This window comes from Pseudovibrio sp. M1P-2-3, from assembly GCF_031501865.1.
Taxonomy (GTDB): Bacteria; Pseudomonadota; Alphaproteobacteria; order Rhizobiales; family Stappiaceae; genus Pseudovibrio; species Pseudovibrio corallicola.
Genome location: NZ_JARRCW010000001.1, coordinates 1,412,113 through 1,427,500 on the forward strand (window position 1 = coordinate 1,412,113; position 15,388 = coordinate 1,427,500).

The 15,388-nt window shown below is 48.5% G+C and carries 10 protein-coding genes; 5 read left to right on the forward strand and 5 right to left on the reverse strand.

All coding sequences use genetic code 11. From position 1 onward, the window contains the following. Positions 1-131 precede the first annotated feature (131 nt). The 3 genes from mdoH to P6574_RS06435 are packed head-to-tail and all read left to right on the forward strand — an operon-like array spanning position 132 to position 4,017. Positions 132-1,952 (forward strand): glucans biosynthesis glucosyltransferase MdoH, encoded by a 1,821-nt coding sequence (gene mdoH / locus P6574_RS06425; RefSeq protein WP_310619546.1) that lies wholly within the window; start codon positions 132-134, stop codon positions 1,950-1,952. Next, on the forward strand, positions 1,933-3,549 hold the full coding sequence (locus tag P6574_RS06430) for a glycosyltransferase family 39 protein (protein ID WP_310619547.1): 1,617 nt from the start codon (positions 1,933-1,935) through the stop codon (positions 3,547-3,549). Before mdoH ends, P6574_RS06430 begins: the two co-directional genes overlap by 20 nt. A gap of 30 nt (positions 3,550-3,579) precedes the next feature. Continuing rightward, on the forward strand, positions 3,580-4,017 hold the full coding sequence (locus P6574_RS06435; protein WP_310619548.1) for a GNAT family N-acetyltransferase: 438 nt from the start codon (positions 3,580-3,582) through the stop codon (positions 4,015-4,017). A gap of 148 nt (positions 4,018-4,165) precedes the next feature. Here P6574_RS06435 and P6574_RS06440 read toward each other — a convergent pair whose 3' ends face one another. From P6574_RS06440 to P6574_RS06450, 3 genes are all read right to left on the reverse strand, one after another. Further along, positions 4,166-4,675 (reverse strand): DUF2147 domain-containing protein, encoded by a 510-nt coding sequence (locus P6574_RS06440; protein WP_310619549.1) that lies wholly within the window; start codon positions 4,673-4,675, stop codon positions 4,166-4,168. Between the two features lie 43 nt (positions 4,676-4,718). Next, positions 4,719-5,135, reverse strand: a complete 417-nt coding sequence (locus P6574_RS06445) for a DUF2147 domain-containing protein (RefSeq protein WP_310619550.1) — start codon at positions 5,133-5,135, stop codon at positions 4,719-4,721. A gap of 582 nt (positions 5,136-5,717) precedes the next feature. Further along, complete coding sequence (locus P6574_RS06450) at positions 5,718-6,311, reverse strand: hypothetical protein (protein ID WP_310619551.1); 594 nt, start codon at positions 6,309-6,311, stop codon at positions 5,718-5,720. Between the two features lie 792 nt (positions 6,312-7,103). Between P6574_RS06450 and P6574_RS06455 the strand changes: the two genes are divergently transcribed. Together P6574_RS06455 and P6574_RS06460 are read left to right on the forward strand one after the other, a co-directional pair. Further along, entirely contained in the window at positions 7,104-11,666 is a 4,563-nt protein-coding gene (locus P6574_RS06455; protein ID WP_310619552.1) for an autotransporter domain-containing protein, read from the forward strand. A gap of 97 nt (positions 11,667-11,763) precedes the next feature. Continuing rightward, positions 11,764-12,722, forward strand: a protein-coding gene (locus P6574_RS06460) for an IS630 family transposase (RefSeq protein WP_310619020.1) whose coding sequence is annotated in 2 segments (ribosomal slippage) — positions 11,764-12,105 and positions 12,108-12,722 — 957 coding nt in all. Because the reading frame shifts where the segments join, the coding sequence is not laid out codon by codon here. A 612-nt stretch (positions 12,723-13,334) separates the two neighbouring features. On the opposite strand, the gene P6574_RS06465 is transcribed toward P6574_RS06460, so the two are convergent. Together P6574_RS06465 and P6574_RS06470 are read right to left on the reverse strand one after the other, a co-directional pair. Further along, positions 13,335-14,360 carry an IS110 family RNA-guided transposase gene (locus tag P6574_RS06465; protein WP_310622113.1) on the reverse strand — a complete coding sequence of 342 codons (1,026 nt, stop codon included), beginning with the start codon at positions 14,358-14,360 and terminating at the stop codon, positions 13,335-13,337. 28 nt (positions 14,361-14,388) lie between these two features. Further along, entirely contained in the window at positions 14,389-14,793 is a 405-nt protein-coding gene (locus P6574_RS06470; RefSeq protein ID WP_310619553.1) for a hypothetical protein, read from the reverse strand. Positions 14,794-15,388: the final 595 nt, after the last annotated feature.

The window sequence follows — 15,388 nt, forward strand, 5'->3', positions numbered from 1 at the left end:
TTGTCTATGCCGGAGCAGGACTTGAGTTGGCCGCGCCTGAATCCACTGAAAATCTACCGGAACTTCTTTGACTTCTCAATTTATTACCTAAAAAAACTCAGAGGAACCTGAGAGCGTAAAGTGGTCTTTACATGAGTTCTCGACAAAACAAATTGACGTATAGGCGCGTGAGTGCCTTGATTTTCCCACTATGCCTTTGCTTATGCGCGGTTATGCTGTGGGCCCGATATCTGGCCGAAGATGGACTTTCCGCCTTGGATTACTCTCGGTTGACTCTATTGGCTTTCGGGTCCCTCTGGCTGTCTTGGGGAGCAAGCATTGTTATTTTGGGCCTACTTTTTACACAAAAACACATAGCTAAGGGCGTTGAGCGCGACGATCGCGGGATAAAAAATCTCGATAAAATGACTGCAATTGTTGTGCCCATATTCAACGAAAATCCAGCAGATGTCTTCGCCCGTGTCGAGGCGCTGAGCAAGGAACTTACCAAACAAGACCTCGGTTCGCTGTTCGCGATTCATTTTTTATCCGATACATCTTGCGATGAAGTATTGACGGCCGAACAATTACTGTTCGCTTACTTTCAAAGGAGAAATTCATCGGGGCCAATGAGTTACTACCGGCATCGATCCTGCAATAAGGGTAGAAAAGCAGGAAATATTGCCGAGTTTCTCGGACGTTGTGGTGGGGCCTATGAGTTTGTGACCGTTTTGGATGCTGATAGCTTGATGAGTGCGCAGGTGCTGCGGAAGATGGTCTTAAAAATGGAGCGGGAACCGAAGCTGGGTCTGCTTCAGACCCTCCCCATAATTACAGGGCAAAAGTCGCTGCTTGGGCGCTTGCTGGAATTTTCCTCACGCTTGCATTCTAAGGCTTTTGCCCGCGGTTTGGCCAGTATTCAAGGCCATATGGGGCCATATTGGGGGCATAATGCCATCTTCCGCAGTCGGGCATTTACTGAAAACTGTGGCCTTCCCCAATTAAAGGGACGCAAACCATTAGGTGGGCATATCCTCAGCCACGATACTGTGGAAGCGGCTCTGTTGGTTAGAGGGGGCTGGTCAGTGCGTTGTGACCCTGAGCTGATCGGCTCCTATGAAGGGGCACCGGAGACGCTGCTGGGATATGCGGCAAGAGATCGACGTTGGTGTCAGGGCAACCTGCAACACGCAAAAATTATTGGGGCTCGTGGTTTAAAAGGCTGGAGCCGTTTTTCTCTCGCTCTTGGCATTGCCGCTTATGTCTCTGCTCCACTGTGGTTTCTTTTTATCAGCCTAAGTATAGTTGCCCCTATTTTTTTAGATCGACATCAATTCTTTAGTGAGTATGGGGGGGCGGCTACATTTCCACTCATTGGCTCGCGCGAGGGGTGGACCTTGGTTATAGGGATTGCGGTGCTCCTTATTGCTCCCCAAATACTATCGGGGCTTGAAGGGTTTTCACGCCTTAAAAACCGTGGGGTACGCCACTATTACGGAGCGGTTTTGACTTTTTTAATTATGGCGATGCTCGCGCCGGTGATGATGATGTTCCAATGCCGCGCAATTCTTGACATCCTTTTGGGGAGAGACTGCGGTTGGACCGCTGCCCACCGAAGTGGGGAGACACTTTCTTTTTCAAGCTGCTGCTTAGGGACTTGGTGGATAACCCTTTTTGGGAGCATGACCCTCTTGGTTCTTTGGTTAGGGAGTGGAACGGGAGGGCAGGGTACTCCTCTATTGCTCTGGATATTGCCTGTTGCGCTACCGTTGCTGCTTGCTCCGTTCTTGGTTTGGCTCACAGCGCTTCCAGTTTCTAACAAAGTGGCACAACGTTTGGGTCTAGCCTTGAAAGATGAATATGAAGGGCATGATTCCCTGACCTCAGCCTATAAAGAGGCGCTGAGAGATTATTGCAACTACAAGGATGTTTCGGGTGTAGAGAGGAGAAGCGATGGGGTCTACGCTCTCTAAAACACAACGCATGAGAAATGTGCGTTTCCCTCATTTATGGAAGACCTCTTCGGTCGTGTTGTTCAGCCCTTTAGGTATCTTAGCCTTATATTGCGTGTTCAATGCTGTTCTTCGTGCAGCCATCTCCCCGACGCTGGGAACAGATGACATGTTTGAAAATGTCTTTGTTCAAGATTTGCGGTTAGGCTATGAACTGCGTCAACCGCCTCTTTATGAATGGCTTCTTTATATGGTCCAGCAGATTGTCGGGCCAACGATCTGGAGTTTTCAGATTGTAAAGTATACGTGTGTCTTTATTGCCGGTGTGTTTATCTATGCAATCGCACAGCTGGCTATTCCTTCAAAAAGCCTCGCTGGCTTAAGCCTTTATTCCTATGTGCTGCTGTTCCAGATTGGTTTCAATCTGCATGAAGGGGTTACGCATACGGCAGTTCTCATGGCGACCACCGCAATGACGACTTTTTATTTTGTCAGTCTTTTGTTGCAGCGAACCTTACTTAAAATCCTCGTGCTTGGTCTCGTAATGGGGCTGGGTTTTTTGTCGAAGTACTCCTTTATTGTTGTGCCCATTGGCCTGCTGTTCTCCGCATGCCTGCTTCCGTATTGGCGTCAAAAAATAAAAGTTGCTGACTGGGTTATCGGGGGAGGAGTTGCCTTGGCAATAATCAGCCCCTTTAGCTCTTGGGTTCTGACGGCGGATCAATCGTGGCCAATGAGTGTGCAGGGAGTTATGCTTAGTGGTGTTTCTCGGGCACATTGGCAAAGTGTGTTTCAAGGAGAGGTAACTCTTGCACTAAGCCTTTTAGGGTTTGCAAGTCCCCTCCTGCCAATCTTTTTGGGGCTTTATTGGCGGGAGCTGTTCTTTAAAACTCACTCAGACACTCCCTCTCTGGCGGTGCCCAAAGGCAGCATGGCTGATGAACTTACTCAACTTCTCATGGTCTTCATGCTTACAGCAGTCACTGTGGCGGCTGTAGGAATTGCCCTGAGCGGAGCGACCTATATTAAAGAACGGCTAATGCATCCATTCTTGTTGCTCTTACCGGTTTACCTGTTTGGCACTCTTGCCCGAAAGCCATTTAGCCCGCAGAAAAACTGGATAATGCAATGGATTATTCTGGGGTCGGTTCTCTTGGTTTTCTTGGTAAGAACTTTGGGCTTTTTGGCGCCTGATACGGTTAGTTGTGGTGGGACGTGTCGCCAGATGATGCCATATGCCAGATTTGTAGAGCGGTTGGAGCATGCTTTTCCAGAAATTTCGCGGGCGACAATCGTTTCTCTTGATGATTATACGGGCGGTAATATGCGGGCACACTTTCCAAAGGCTCGCCATAAGCTTGGAAAATTCACACCATCTATCGTGAGTTCCCAGCAGTGTTTTCTCATTTGGGATGCTGGAACTCATGAAACTCCAGTACCTCTTCAATCAGTGCTTGAAAAAAGCAGGTTCAAGGGTGATGCTCTGTCCCTCGCTGGGCAGATTCGGGCACAATCGTTTTTCAAAGTCAATTGGCCTCATCTTTGGAAAGAGGAAGGCTATCGCTTTTCGAGATGGGGAGTGGTTCGGCTGGAGCCTGCTAATAGAATATGCTTGTAGGATTTTGATAGGTTGAAGATAGAAATCAGAGTGGCGGAGCCGCATGATCTCAATGACGTACTCTCAATTATGAGCGGGGGCGCCATTGCGCAACGAAGAAAACTGGAAACGGTAAATCTGGAGAACTATCGATCCGCGTTTAAGGAAATTCTTGGAGCGCCCGAGACACAAATTTATGTGGGAGTTGTAAATGATGGCGAAGTGGTGAGCACATACCAGCTCACATTTCTCAAGCGCCTTTCCTTTGAAGGCAGGCCCAGAGCGAGTATTGAAAGTTTCCATACGAAAGAGGAGTGGAGAGGGAAGGGGATCGGGAAGCAAATGCTTGATCATGCCTATCAAAAAACAGTTGCACACGGATGCTGTCTTGTCGAGCTGACATCGAATGCCCTGCGGCTGAATGCTCATCGTTTTTACGAGCGCTATGGCTTTAAACAAAGCCATCTTGGTTTCAAGTTGGAGCTTTGAAATGCAAGGTTCAAGTATGCCCTTGGGGCTCGAGTGTCCAAAAGAAACAGCCCAGACAAGGAAAATTGGCATATCCAGCTGTTTCTTGTGAGATTGAAGCTAAGCAGTATGCTTTCGGATAAAGCGTGCCTTGGCTTAGAGGGGCCTCTTACTGTATGCGGCGCCAGTTTTCAGACTTACACACTTCGACAAGTACTGTCTTGCAGCCAGTTAATTTCAACTGCCCATTTTGTTCAAGTGTGACGGTTGCGGCTGCGTCCATTCCCCGGTTTGGATCGTACACGTTGCCCTTCCATGTGTTGTCTCCTGCAGGTTTCAAGTTGTATAGGATATCAAGACCCAGTACATTGCGACCCCTCTTAGACTTATCTTCATTGTTGACATCCTTCACAGTTGCCATGTCCTGCCCTTCAGGGACCTGAAATTTAACAACTTTTCCGCAAAGTCCACCGGAACACGGCGCTACAACTACGGTTGCATTATCGGCAGTTATCCATTTTCCTTGAATTCCGGTATTTCCAGAATCGGCTGAGACCACTGCGTTTAATGGAAAAAGAAAAAAGACCGCAAGGAGTGAGGGGAGAATTTTCATAGCTGACCTGTTTTTGTTGTTTTTGGTGCTCCCGCCGATGTCAAGCGGGAGCGTAATTGTCAGCATACAGTCGTTCGGTGTCGGAAATCTTTAGAGTAAAGACTAAACTTTACTTGGATCGGTTCCAAATATCGCCTTTACAAATGAGGCCACCCAAAGCGCAACCGGACAGTTTTAACTCGTTTGCAGAAACAAGTTTCATTTTGCCTTTGTAAGTTTTGCCGTCTTCCGCGTTGTAGATTTTTCCCGCCCATTCATTGGAGCCGTTCGGCTTCATGCCCTGCACGATATTCAGCCCAACCAACTCCCGTGATTGTAAGGATTTGCTAGGGTTTTTGATGTCCTTGCGTGGGTTCTTCAGCCAAACGATTTTACCACAGATGGCAGAACCGCATGAATACATTTGGATTTTGGCGTTACCGTTAGAACGTTTCCATACCCCTTCAGGTCCCGCTGCTTGACTTGCTCCCGCAATCGAGGCTGAAAGAATAAGTCCCAGGCCAAGAGCTTTCAATTGTGTTTTCATAATTTCCTCCCAAAGTGATTATTTCAACTTGTAAAGTTTAAGGTTACCTGAGGTTGGTACAACTTAAAATAGGCTGAAGGTTTGAACTTGGGGAAAGCTTGCCCCAAATAAATAACTATTTACAAAATAATTTGGTGGGCAAACTTACTCATCGCCTAATGAGTGTATGCGAGAATAGAAACCGATAAATCGTCATCTGATATTTCTAATAGGCTCTGTTTACAAATAGGTTTCGCAAATCCAGAATTTTGTGGTCCAAGGTAGTTTTATGAGAGGTTACCCTGGTGCGTCGCTAAAACGAGATTTCTTCACAAAATCTGTCCTTAATATTAGGCAACACTATCTCTACTTTTAAACTCGATCGAATATTGGGGGATTACCCTCAGTCTAGTGGCGACTATTTGTTATGAGTATAGAACTTAGTGGAATACGGGCTCTGGCGTAGGTTGATTTTGTCTTCCGATGCTAGCGCTTTGATCGAATGTACATACGTTTCGAAACATGTGATCACTGTCCGATTTTTTTAAACTCACGTTCTCATGGAAGTGCAACCTGCCCTTTTTGCATATGAATTTGAAAACGTTACTTGCCAGAAATATTGTATTTCTTTTCAAAGTACGCTCTGTGTTTTTCTTCCGTCTGCACCATCGCAGAAATCTCTGCATTGCGACCTCCCGCTATGACCGCATACCGCGCCAAGTGCCATTTGCGCTGTTCTTGAGTTAATTGGTATATAGTCATGTCAGTGTCGGCCAGCAACGCATGTATATCGCCGCCGGAGCGACTGACAGCGCTCAAGTGCGCCTCAAAGCGGACAAATTCATCATAGCTTTTGAACGTGGCGCCCTCGGCAAGCTGATTGGATTGCTTTTGAAAACGACCGACAGAGGGATTGTCGAAGACCGCTCGATACCGGTCAAGTGCTGGCGTGCAGTATATGCGTTTAGTCAAGGCCTTGGAGAACACGGCGTTCACAGCATTCCACTCGGTCTCGTCAACTTCCAAGATCGTCAAAATTTCATTTAGAGGTTGCTGGTTGATAAGCCGCGCCATGCCTGCAGCCCATTCCTCAAATTGCACATTGTGTACTGGCGGGGGAAGGTTTTTAGACAATGCTGGTTGCACCAAAATACCCAATAGTAAGATGAAACGGGGAATTATGGTCAAAAACGACATGAATTGGACCCTTGCAAGAACGTGTGTAAATGGAATCAATTACTTTAAGTTGAGTAAGGTGACTTATTACGCATTGAGCTGCAACTAGATTTCTGTAAACTTTGGTTTCGCCGAGCGTTTCTTCTCTTCGCTCTCAAACATTATGCCTTGCGCATTCTGGGGTCCCTATCTCTATTAATAAATCAGGTGGGCTTACCCCAAAAACTACATCAGTTTTCTTTTACGTCCCTATGCGGTTTCCTGCCCTGATCTTGAGGAGATCATGGAGGAACGGGGTGTTGATCTAGACCATACTACCCTCAATCTTCGGGCAGTTGAGTATTCGCTGCTGACTGCAAAAGAAGCTAGAAAACAAAAGTAAAAAGTGAGGCCCTCGTGGCGCATGAACAAGACAGACCTTAAGAATAGAGGTAAATGGGTTTACTGATATCACGCCCTTGATGAAGAGGCTGCAACGCTGTTCTTTGCGAAAGCCATTGGCAATAATGCAATGCCGGAAAAGGTTGTTAAGGACAAGAGCGGAGCCAACAAAGCTGGGCTCAACACCGTCAACCGTTCCTGACTTCTTGGGTGGGGTACTGTGTCAACAGTAGTAACGGCAATATGAGTGGGTCCATCATCTTATAGAAAGATGTGGTAATAATTAATAGTAGTAATTGTATCATGTGTAAGTGTTAATAGAAGATATAATCTACACATTAAATGTATAATGCGCAATGAAAGTGTTTATAATTTATTTAACTATTAATCTAATAGATTATATGCAGCGGTGACTAATTGGATGCATATAAGATGAAGAATTATATATACATTAATCTTTATGGATTTTGTGTGGTTGTAATTATAACTTCACTTGTGAGCCCGTCTCTCGGTGATGACTTGATTGTTGGCAGTTCAAGCGGACAATCCGTGACCTTTAATGATGGGGCTACCCATGCATACGATAATATCGAGGTTTCCGAAGCATCCACTGATACCGGGACAATTAACGTTAACCAAAGCGGTACAACTTTAACTTCTTCAGGAACTGCGGTGGTTGGTGAGGCTGGTGTCGGTACCATAAATGTTAAAAGTGGTGGGGCGCTTTCTGTCAATACCATGACCCTTGGTTCAGATGCTTCGCCTGCAAGTGGAACAATGAACCTTTCAGAAGGGAATTCCAGCTACACGTCAACCGGAGCTACGGTGATCGGGGGGAGTGGTACCGGCACATGGAATATGTCATCTGCCGCAACGGCGGATTCCGGGTCTTCCAGTACGCTCGGGCAATCTGAAGATGGTACAGGAACGGCCGCTATCTCCGGCGCCAATACCCGTTGGCACACGAATGGCACTTTGACTGTGGGGGGCAGTGGAACGGGAAGTTTAAGCGTAACGGATAATGCGCTGGTTATAAGCAAGACCGGAGATATTGGGTCTCAGTCAACATCCAAGGGTAACACAGTCACAATTAGCGATGGCGGCCAATGGACAGTTAACGCGGACCACCTCACCATTGGAAATTCCGGCTCAGGAACTATGACTGTGGAAAATGGCGGCCAGGCTCTAACCGATGATGGTACTGTGATTGGCAATCAATCCACCGGTGAAGGCACTTTGACAATCACAGGTTCCAGTTCAGACTTTATATTAAGTGGCATCATGACGGTGGGCGTTGACGGAACTGGATCCCTTACCCTTAAAGATGGAGGCTCCTTTATTAGAGAGGGAGGGACTGGTGGGATTACAGTGGCGCAAAACAGCGGTTCCACTGGCTCTGTCATTATTGGAAGTGCAGCGGGGTCAGATCCAGTCTCCCCCGGATACATTACTGCCGGTACTGTTTCCATGGGAAGCGGCAATGGTACAACGATCTTTAATCACAATTCCTCCAATTACAGTTTTGTTCCCTCATTTTCTGGCAGTGGCACCGTAGAGGTTTACAGCGGTTCCACCAATATTGATGGAACAACCTCTGACTACTCTGGAAGCTTGCAGGGGATTGGCGGAGAATTTATTGTGCGGGGTGGTGCCAGTTTCACAAATGACAACACATATATTGGCTATACCACAAGCTCCGATAGCACTTTGACCATATCAAGTGGAAATTTTAGCGCTAATACGGCCCTCTATGCCGGTTATAAAGGAACTGGAACTGTCAACGTAACGTCGGGGGGAAGTATATCTGGAGGTATACCTGATGTTTACGTGGGATATGAATCTGGCTCGGAAGGTACCTTGAATATAACTGAGTCCGCGACCATGGCTCTAAGTAATGCCCTTTATGCTGGCTATAATGGCACGGGAACTGTCAATGTGACTTCAGCGGGGAGTTTAACTAGTGGAGTCTACGATGTCTATGTTGGTTATGGGGACGATTCAACTGGAACTTTGAATGTTACGGAAGCGGGAGTCATTACGCTCAAGAACAGTGAGTTTTACATTGGCTATCAAGGGGATGGGACTCTTAATATAAATACCGAAGGTGCGATTCAAACCAAAAGCGGATCAGTTGGAGATCAAAGCGGAAGTAAAGGTACCGTAAATCTCTCCGGTCAGAACAGTAAATGGCTTGTTTTAGAGGATGATATTACAGTAGGGGGGGCTGGGGATGGTATTGTTTCCATAACTAGTGGAGCAAGCGTCAGCAGTTACTCTGGTACTATTGCTGCTAGTGCGGGAAGTAATGGCGAACTTATAGTGAATGGAGAAGGCTCCTCTTGGAGGAACTCAGAGGATATGAACATTGGAGAAAGCGGAGCTGCAACTGTTACCCTATCATACAATGGAGCCCTCACTGTTGACGACAATGACAATCTGGGAACCATCATCCTTGCCAAAAATTCTGGCAGTAGCGCTACAATCAACATTGGCGCGAAGGCTGGCGCAACCGCTGTTCCTGCCGGATACATCAATGCAGACACGCTGCAAATGGAAGCGGGAACTGTATCCCTGATTTTCAACCATACAAACAGTTCCTATGAGTTCGAGCCTAATATTTCGACGACCGGTGGAACTTATGTAGTTGAGGCTTATAGTGGTACGACAAGCTTGACCGGGACGGTTAGTTTAGCGGGGAGTATCAATGTTTATGGCGGTACCACAAGCCTGAGTGGCCCGGTTAGCCTGACAGGAAATCTTAGTGTTTATAGTGGGGAAATTGACTTTGAGAATACAGTCAGCACCTTAGACAACTCAATTGGAGTAGATGCAGATTCTGACGGTAACATGTCTCTTAACGGAGGTGATGCTGCCATGACAGTCAATGGTCAGTTTCACATTGGTGATGCTGGAGCTGGAAAACTAATTATTCAAAACGGAGCCAGCTTGTCGACGCCGACAGCGACTTTAGGAAACCAGTCAGGATCTACGGGGGCCGCCAAACTGAAAGGCACATCTTCAAGTTGGAAAAATGACTCCGATTTTGATGTGGGAGAATCTGGAACAGGGCGGCTAACACTTTCAAGTGGAGCTATTCTCACAGTTCAAGACGGGGAAGGCACTGTAAATGTCGCAGTGAACGAGGGGTCCTCGGGTGTCATTCGTATGGGAGCGCCGGGGGGGGATGCTGCGGCAGCGTCCGGCCAGCTCTCCGCTGCAAATATAGTCTTTGGAAAGGGCTCTGGCAAAGTAACCTTTAATCATACTTCCACGTCTAGCAGCCCCCTTAGCTTTACGAGTAATATTTCAGGAACAGGGAGCCTGTCGGTTCAGGGCGGGTACACCTCTTTGAGCGGTACTTTGGGCAATGATGTCACAGCAACCATTACGCCAAATTCTTCCAATGATGCAGCAGGGCTTTTTGTACTGGGAACCGCCAATGGGAACTTTACTGTAGGAGAGGGTGGCTATCTTGGGGGAACCGGTACCATCGGCACTGCAACTTTTAACAGTGGTGCAGTCTTGGAGGCAGGTTCAAACTCAAGTACCTATGGTCAGCTTACAATTTCTGGAGACATGACTCTTGGTAGTAGTAATGGAGGAGCAACCTATAATGTGAACATTGATGCGCAAGGGCAGACCAATTCCGTGGACGTTGGCGAAACAGCATCAATCGCTGAAAAATCCGTTGTAGCTCTTTATGCAGATCAAAGTTCCACCTATGCCAAAACCACCAGCTATGAAATCCTGCAGGCCGGAACCCTGTCGGGAACCTTTAACGGAGTAACCAATGGGAACTATCCTGGCAACCTCGTCCCATCGCTCGGCTATGCCAATAACACCGTAACCTTGACAGTGGCTAATACCACGGCCTCAGTAGCAAGTGTGGCCCGAACCTCCAACCAGATCGAAATGGCCAAGGCCGTGGACGAGTTGCGCTTGCAATCCTTGCAGGAGCAACTGGCCGCTGCCGAGGCCGGGGCAAGTGTAGCGGAGCTGGTCGACACATATTCGCCGATCTATGCTGGGCTGATGTTTCTTGACCCCGCTGATACCCGCCGAGCGCTGGAAGCTCTGGATGGCGAAATCTATGCCTCCATTACCTCTGTAATGTTAGAGGACAGCCGCTTTTTGCGCGAAGCGGTACTGGCGCAGCAGGCCCCCGATGTGGCCCGTTACAGTTGGGTGCAAGGGTTTGGTTCTTGGGCCAACTGGGATGATAACGGTAATGCTACGTCCTTGACACGTAACACCGGTGGTTTCTTTGCCGGTGTTGATGGACAAGTGGCCGAGCCTTTACGCGTAGGCCTGTTGGCTGGCTACAGCTATTCCAGTTATGACGTGAGCAATCGCAATTCCTCTGCAGAAGCTAATAGCCTCCATCTGGGAGCCTACAGTGATCTGGAGAGCAAACAGACAAAACTAAAGCTGGGGGCCGCCTATGCGGTGGGCTTTGTAGATGCGGGCCGCACCGTTGCCTATGGCGGTTTTACCGATGACCCCGGCGGCAATTACACCACCGGCACCATCCAGCTGTTCGGACAGGCCTCACATACCTTTGAAACTCCCTTTGCCAAGCTGGTGCCCTTTGCCGGAGGCGCTTTCGTTGCGCAGACAGCCACTTCATTTCTAGAAGATGGCGACGAGGCGTCTCTTCTGGTGTCTCCTGACACGGAAACGGTGTATTTTTCCAATATTGGCGGAAGAGTCCAAAAAGACTTCCAAGTGTCCGGTTATACTGTCGCCCTCAACCTTGGCGCCTCTTGGCAACATCTGTTTGGCAATGACACTGCCCAGATCCATAATATTTTACAGAGTCAGAACGAGGTCTCCAATATTAAAGGTATCTCATTATCGCGTGACACTGCTCTGGTCGCGGCTGGGCTGTCACTGATCATCAACGACAACATCCGCGCCAGCCTGACTTATGACGGACAGTTCAGTAACAGCTATACCGACAACGGCCTCAATGGGACGCTCAGGATAAAGTTTTAAGAACAGTATGCCTAAAGCAATGAGGCGCAACGCTGAATCGATTGGGGATTCCCAATCAGGTTGATTTGTGATTCACTCCTTTTAGGGAGGAGATCACATGGGCCGGCCACTTTCACTTGATTTACGCCTTCGCTTTAAAAGGCTCATTTTATCCGGGATGAGCGGGCGTGAAGCAGCACGCCGCCTGCTGATCTCTCCAGCATCAGGATCTCGCTTGGCCCGTAAAGTTCGGGAGGGGCAGAGTTTAATCCCGGTCAGGACAGGGCGCCCAAAGGGAGGCGGAAAATTGGAGCCCTACCTCTCCTTCTTGCGCGAGCTGGTCAATCAAGACGGAGATATCACGTTGATGGAGTTATGTGATGCACTTTTCATGGCTGAGGGAGTGAGGGTTCACCATACTTCCGTCTCCAAGGCTTTGCGCCGTCTTGGCTACACCTATAAAAAAAATCGTTGGTGGCAACCGAGCGTGGCAAACTCCATGTACAAAATGCCAGAGATGAATGGCGCCACACCCGTCAGCCTATAATGCGTGATCTGCCTGAGAGACTGGTGTTTCTCGATGAAACCAGTGTTAAAACGAATTTAACCCGGCTGCGAGGCCGAGCCTTTAAAGGGGAACGAGCCCTTGACACAGCGCCGTTTGGACGCTGGCAGAACCAGACCTTTATCGCCGGTTTGACCCACGAGGGACTCATTGCGCCCTGGGTTCTGGACGGGGCCATGAATGGCAAGGCATTCACCACTTATATCACGACACAACTGGCTCCATGCTTGCACCCTAAAACGGTGGTCATTCTGGATAACCTGTCCACACACAAAGTTCCAGAAGCCGCAAGGGCCCTCAGACAAAGCGGGTGTTGGTTCCTTTTTCTGCCGCCCTATTCTCCTGATCTCAATCCTATCGAAATGGCGTTTTCCAAGCTCAAAGCACACCTACGCAGAATGAAAGCCAGAACCTTTGAGACCTTGATAAAGGCTCTGGGTGACATATGCGATCTGTTCACACCCCAAGAGTGTTGGAATTACTTCAAGGCAGCTGGATATGTTTCAGTATAAAGGCTCAAGACTATAGCCAAAATGATATGAGATCATCCTAATCACTTGAGGCACTCAATTCATATAAAAGTAGCAGATAATTATTGAAACTAGTTTCGGGTTAATGAAACGTGGGTCCAGAGCATTAGTTGCCTACGAACATCAAGATCAGAGACTGACCCCAATTAAGTGCTTTCTCTTGTAGTCAAGTCAGGGACACCGTATTGTTAACCTCCAGTCAGGGTAGGGGGGGGCTGAGTCAACGGCCTCTCTCACGCGAACCCATAGATTGACGAGGTGCAAGGCCTCCAAATTCACGCAACCCTCACACTTATTACGTCTTATAACAATGATAGCGTACAATATTTTTCGCATCTGTGGATGCCCCGTGTTTTGCAAGTTGTTTTTCGAGCAATTTTGGCATGTGATCGGTTGCGGTCATCTGTCAGGCCTCGTTGTGCGGCGCTGCATTTGCCGCGGGCCGGTATGGAGATACGCAACTTGGCTCCAATACACATTTGCGGGCTTTTTGCCCGGTGCGAAAGACTGGTTATGCCAAGTCGGATCTAGTCGATCGTTTACCCTTACTGCTCAAAGCCCTCCTCACATCCCGACGGACCTGTCCTGAAGCACCTATTTAGCCGGGGACAGGTTTCGGTAGTCTTCATCTTTGACCAACATAGCCCACAATCTACGAGCCATTTTGTTTGCAAGCGCGATAGCCACCACCATACTTGGTTTTCTTTCAAGCATTCTTCCAAGCCATAAGCTTTCTGGCCTCCCCGTCCGCCGGGCAGCACCAATGAGTGCCATAGCTCCGATGATCAAAAGCCTTCGGATATCGCGCTGGCCCATTTTCGAGGTTCGGCCCAAGATCTGCCTTCCCCCTGTTGAATATTGTTTTGGCACAAGCCCCAGCCATGCGGCAAAGTCCCGCCCTCGGCGGAACGTGCTCATTGATGGGGCAAATGCTGTAACCGCCATGGCCGTTATCGGCCCTATTCCGGGCATGGTTTGCAATCTTTGCGCAGCCTTGTCCTGGTTCGCTTCTATTCGAAGCTGCTTTTCCAGGGACTGGATCCGGTTTGTGAGCAGTGCAATTTGCTCCAGGTAGATCTGACCGAGTTGAAGCACCACAGGAGGCAGGTCACTGTTCGGAGCATTCAAAGCCTCAGCCAGTTTCTTAACGTGTATCGCCTTTCTTGGTGCGAGGCAGCCAAACTCAGCCAAATGAGCTCTCAAGGCGTTGATCAACTGAGTACGTTGACGCACAAAAAGATCGCGGCTACGGAATAACACGGCGCGACTTTGCTGATCCTTTGATTTTATCGGAACCGTACGCATTGTGGGGCGCGACGCTGCTTCCGCAATGGCTTCCGCGTCAGCTGCATCGTTTTTTTGACGTTTTACAAATGGTTTCACATAGATTGGGGGAATCAATTTAACATCATGCCCCAGAGCGCGAATTTCTCGCCCCCAACTATGGGCAGTAGCGCAAGCTTCCATTGCCACAACACAAGGTTCTTGTTTGGCAAAGAACGGTAACATCTGCCCGCGTGACAATTTCCGTCGAAATAAAACCTTGCCGTCTGGTGCCGCACCATGAGCTTGAAAACTGTGCTTTGCCAAATCTAAACCTATAATGCTAACCTCTGCCATGGATGTCCCTTCCCAATCTTCGATTGCTTCAATCGTAAATATGGCACATTGCGATGCCGCCGGGTGGGGCATCCACTCCATCACATTTGCTGTTGAGTTCGGTTCCACTCACACCGGATGAGGGCAGGTTATGGGTGAGACCGAAAAACAGAAGGAATTGAACGGCGTTATCCACATTGATGAAGCACGGGTCAAGGCCACCTTGGCGAGATGATACGTGGTACGGTTGAAGAGGCCTTGAATGCGATGGTGGATGCAGAAGGTGGCAGGCTGTACGGTACCGATCGCTATGAACGCTCAAAGGGCCCTCAAGATACACGCGCGGGAAGTTTATGTAACGCGTGGTGTACTTGCGAAACGCAACACATGCAGCCCCTTGCGCCACAGTGGGCACGGTTGAGTGTAGGTTTTCCGGCCTATGGCTGCTCTTCAACGCTGCTCTGCTTCTTCTATTTTATTGCCTCCTTGGGATTAACGTTCTGACGCTAGCTTAACGCTTTGTTTGTTCCGTCCGATTTTTAAATGTCCGATCAAATGGAGTGAGTAGCCGTATCGCTGCCGTGTAACACCTGTCCCATAGCCCCTTCTCCCAAGTAGATGGTAACGAGAAGCTGTTTCCATCTACTTGGGAGAAGGGGGGTAAATTATGTCGTTTCGGGGATAAGTCGGGTGAGTGTAGAGAACCGTGAGGACGTTTGGTCTGTACTCTGATCAGCCCACGCTTTCCTCTCAGGTCCTGTTGATCTGGAGTTCCAAGGCATCTGGTGGCAGTACCCGTTTAGCTTTTATATGGACATTTCCTCGCTCAAAGCCGGTCGCTGAGCGTACACTTTGCGGTGAAATTCCAGCTTTTGCCCGAACTTGAGAGTACACTCTCGATCTAACGGCTTGTTCTGAACTCGGTTTTCGCTGAAGCGCTCCTGTTGCTCTTTGTACGCATTTCATAAAATCTGCTCATGTTCTGCCATTTGAGTTAGCACTGGCCGCTCACGGTAGCGGGCGGGAGTAAGTCTCTTCCCAATCCCGTT

Bases quoted from the DNA above. Each gene is read 5' to 3' on its own strand.
- P6574_RS06455 (WP_310619552.1), top strand. From the start codon at position 7,104: ATGAAGAATTATATATACATTAATCTTTATGGATTTTGTGTGGTTGTA.
- P6574_RS06465 (WP_310622113.1), bottom strand. From the start codon at position 14,360: ATGGCAGAGGTTAGCATTATAGGTTTAGATTTGGCAAAGCACAGTTTT.
- P6574_RS06440 (WP_310619549.1), bottom strand. From the start codon at position 4,675: ATGCTGACAATTACGCTCCCGCTTGACATCGGCGGGAGCACCAAAAAC.
- mdoH (WP_310619546.1), top strand. From the start codon at position 132: ATGAGTTCTCGACAAAACAAATTGACGTATAGGCGCGTGAGTGCCTTG.
- P6574_RS06445 (WP_310619550.1), bottom strand. From the start codon at position 5,135: ATGAAAACACAATTGAAAGCTCTTGGCCTGGGACTTATTCTTTCAGCC.
- P6574_RS06430 (WP_310619547.1), top strand. From the start codon at position 1,933: ATGGGGTCTACGCTCTCTAAAACACAACGCATGAGAAATGTGCGTTTC.
- P6574_RS06450 (WP_310619551.1), bottom strand. From the start codon at position 6,311: ATGTCGTTTTTGACCATAATTCCCCGTTTCATCTTACTATTGGGTATT.